General features: G+C 73.9%; 3 protein-coding genes and 1 pseudogene. All 4 read right to left on the reverse strand.

Annotation, left to right across the window (positions count from 1 at the left end; translation table 11 throughout):
• Window positions 1-122: 122 nt before the first annotated feature.
• Entirely contained in the window at window positions 123-1,379 is a 1,257-nt protein-coding gene (locus tag H5J33_RS38435; protein WP_309485500.1) for a transketolase C-terminal domain-containing protein, read from the reverse strand.
• Window positions 1,376-2,248, reverse strand: a complete 873-nt coding sequence (locus H5J33_RS27345) for a transketolase (RefSeq protein WP_181797509.1) — start codon at window positions 2,246-2,248, stop codon at window positions 1,376-1,378. Before H5J33_RS27345 ends, H5J33_RS38435 begins: the two co-directional genes overlap by 4 nt.
• Window positions 2,241-3,392, reverse strand: coding sequence for a M20/M25/M40 family metallo-hydrolase (locus H5J33_RS27350; protein ID WP_181797510.1), 1,152 nt, complete (start codon window positions 3,390-3,392; stop codon window positions 2,241-2,243). The genes H5J33_RS27345 and H5J33_RS27350 overlap by 8 nt, the downstream gene beginning before the upstream one ends.
• Window positions 3,389-3,621 (reverse strand): annotated as a pseudogene (locus H5J33_RS27355) (acetylglutamate kinase); the annotation flags it as partial. The pseudogene H5J33_RS27355 and the gene H5J33_RS27350, both read right to left, overlap by 4 nt.

Genomic DNA, 3,621 nt, shown 5'->3' on the forward strand with positions numbered 1-3,621 from the left:
AACCGGGCGATCGCGGCGGCGGTCCGCGCGGGCGACCCCTTCAGCACGGAGGTGCTGCGCGGCACCCTGACCCCGCTGGCCCAGGCGGTGTCCGGGGTGTTCGCGTCGGTCGGGGTGTGCCGCTACATCCTGATGGGCGGCTTCGCCCTGGCGGTCGGTGAGCCGTACCGGCGCCTGCTGGTCGCCGAGTTGGCGCGCCTCGGCTGCTTCGGTCTCGGTCCCGGGCAGATCGACGCCATGGTGTCGCTAGGGGCCGCCGACGACGACCACGGGCTGATCGGCGCCGGCCGGCTGCTGGCGGACCGGATGCCGGCGCCGTTCTCCCAGGGGGCGTCGTGAGCGGGCCGGTCCTCGTCGTGGGCAGCGGCCTGGTGGGCACCGGGATCGCCCGGCGGCTGGCGGCGGAGCAGCCGGTGACGCTCGCCGGCGAGGATCGCCTCCGCCGTGATGCCGTTGCGTTCCAGCAGATGTGTCTGACCGCCGGTGCCGGCGGCGAACCTGTCGCCGACACCGATGCGGCGGACCGGGACCGGCAGACCCAGCTCGGCGATCGTCTCGGCCACCGCCGAACCGAGACCACCGCTGACCCAGTGCTCCTCCACGGTCACCACGGCCCGGCTGGTCCGGGCCGCGTCCACCAGGGCCTCGGTGTCGAGGGGCTTGATCGTGTGCAGGTTCAGCACCGTCGTGGACACCCCCGCCGCGTCCAGCGCCGAGGCCGCCTCCAGGGCCAGGTGGACGGGGTAGGGACCGGTGGCCACCAACGTCAGGGTGTCCCCCTCACGCAGGCGCTGCGCCTTGCCCAGGACCACCGGCGGGGCGTCGTACGGCAGGTCCGGGGTGGCGTTGCGGCCGAGCCGGACGTACACCGGGCCCGGCAGCTCCTGCGCCTGGCGCAGCAGTCGGGCGGTGGTGGCGGCGTCCGTCGGCACCAGTACCGTCAGGTTCGGCAGCAGCCGGGTGACGGCCAGGTCCTCCAGCGCGTGATGCGTGGCGCCGAGGTGCCCGGCCGACAGCCCGCCGTGCGTGGCGGCGATGCGCACCGGCAGGTTGTTGAGTGCGATGTCCAGCTTCAGCTGCTCCAGGGCCCGCGTGGTCGCGAACGTCGCCATCGTGTTGACGTACGGGATCCGGCCCGAGCGCGCCAGGCCGGCCGCGGCACCCATCAGGTTCTGTTCGGCGATGCCCAGATTGACGTAGCGCTCGGCGGCCTTGCCGAAGTCGACGCCGTTGAACAGGCCGGTGTCGCTGTCGAGGCAGACCACCCGCTCGTCCGCGTCGAGGAACTCCACCAGGAGGTCGCGGTACACCTCGCGGCTGGAGGGGACCGGTGCCTCGGCCGGCTGGGTGTCCGCGGGTGCGGTGACGGGGCCGGTCATGCCTGGGCCGCCTTCCTGTACTCGGCGCGGAGGGTGGACAGCGCCCGCTTCTTCGGGCGCTCGGCGAGCCGGGCGAAGTGACTGCGGGTCTGGCCCTCGATGTAGGGCAGCCCGCGCCCCTTGACGGTGTGGGCGATCACGACGGTCGGCCGGTCCGCGTCGGCGGGGATGGCGTCGAACGTGGCCCGCAGCGCGGCGATGTCGTGGCCGTCCACCTCACGGACCGTCCAGCCGAAGCTGCGCCAGCGGTCGGCCAGCGGCTCCAGGCCCACGGCGTCCTCGGTGGGACCGGTGATCTGGAGGGTGTTGCGGTCCACGACGGCGACGAGCCCGCCGAGGCCGAGGGAGCCGGCCGCCATGGCGGCCTCCCACACCGACCCCTCCTGGAGTTCGCCGTCCCCGAGCACCACGAAGCAGCGCCGGTCGCTGTTGTCGAGGCGCGCGGCCAGCGCGAAACCGACGCCCTGGGGCAGCCCGTGCCCCAGTGACCCGGTCGGTGTCTCCACGCCGGGCACCGCGGGGTTGGGGTGCGCGGAGAAGAGGCTGTCGGGCTGCCCGTAGGTGGCCAGCTCCGCTTCGGGGAAGAAGCCGCGCTCGGCGAGCACCGCGTACAGGCCGATCGCCCCGTGCCCCTTGCTGAGCACCAGGATGTCGCGGTCGGGGGCCTCCGGCGCCAGTGGGTCGACGCGCAGCGTGGACCGGTAGAGCGTCACCAGGATCTCGACCAGGGACATGGATCCGCCGAGATGGCCGCCGCCCGCCGAAGCGCACATCTCCACGATGAGTTCACGCACCCTGAGGGTGTGCTCCGCGGGCGGGCCGCCGTGCCAGGCACCGGTGGCCGGTGCGGTGTCGGTCAGTTCAGTCATCGTCGTCCCCGGTGGTGGGCTTCGGTCCGGTCGGGTCGGGCGCGGCGGGCCGCAGCGTGTCGCTCAGTTCGTGGAGCGTGTCCGTCAGCACTTCGATGGCGTTGAGGTAGTGGCTCAGGACGACGTGCTCCTCGTCGGAGTGGTCGAGCTTGCTGTCTCCCGGGCCGTAGGTGGCCATGGGGATGCGCCAGCCCTCGGCCAGGGTGTTCATGTCGGACGTCGCCGTCTTCACCTTCGCCCTGGGGCGGACCCCCTGACGGCGGATGGCGAGGGACAGGGCCCGCACCACCGGGTCCGTACGGCCGACCCGGACGGCGCGGACGGCGTTGACGACGGAGAGGCGGCCCTGGGGCAGCCGCTCGGACAGCCGCGCGACCAGCCCGTCGTGGTCGAAGCCGGGCGGGATGCGCACGCCGATCCGGACGCGTGCGGACGTCAGGTCACCGGTGATCGACTCCAGGGTCGGGCCGGGGAGGTCGAACGAATCGTGCCCCGCGTCCGGCCCGAGCAGGTCCAGCAGCGCCGCCCAGCAGGCGGCGGCCAGTTCGGACGCCTTCGGCTCGGGGTTGCTGCCGTGCGTGGCCGGGACCTCCACCTCGTAGAGGAGGTCGACCTTGCCCTTGTAGCCGAGCACGGCCGTGTCCCAGCCGCTCGGTTCGCCGATGACCAGCGCGTCCGGCCGCCGGTGGGTGCGGGCGATGTGGGCCGCGCCCCGGGAGAGGGCGGTCTCCTCCTCCACCGCGCCGACGACGACGATCCGGCCGCGGAAGCGGTCGGCCGCGGCGGCGGCGCAGACCATGGCGGCCAGCGGCCCCTTGGCGTCCACCGCCCCCCGCCCGTACAGCAGACCGTCACGGGCCTGCACCGGCACCTCGCCGGGGACCGTGTCCATGTGGCCCAGCAACATCACCGTGGGGCCGTCGGCGGCCGCGGCACCGCCGCGCACGATCTCGCCGACCGCGTTGCCCGCCTCGTCGACCCGGGCCTCGAAGCCGAGTTCGCGCATGCTCCGCACGAGGAACTCGGCGAGCGGCCTCTCCTCGTACGACAGCGAGGGGATCTCCAGCATCCGCCGCAACAGGCCCACCGCGAACGACTCGTTGGGCCGTGGCGGCAGGGGCGTGCATACAGAGAGCTGGGTCATGTGTGGGCCTCCTCGGGCTGCAGGGTCACCTCGGTGGCGTGACCGGCCAGTGCCGCGCGCACCGGGTCGGGCCGCCGTCCGTCGGCGATGAGCACCCTGCGGGCCCCGCCGAGCAGCGCCTCCCGGGCCGCGATGAGTTTCAGCCCCATGCCGCCGCCGGTGAACGGCGGCGGACCGGAGCGGGGCACCGCGCACACCGGCAGCACCGAGTCCTCGTCCGCGGGATCCG

Source organism: Streptomyces sp. WELS2 (genome assembly GCF_013870595.1).
Classification (GTDB): domain Bacteria; phylum Actinomycetota; class Actinomycetes; order Streptomycetales; family Streptomycetaceae; genus Streptomyces.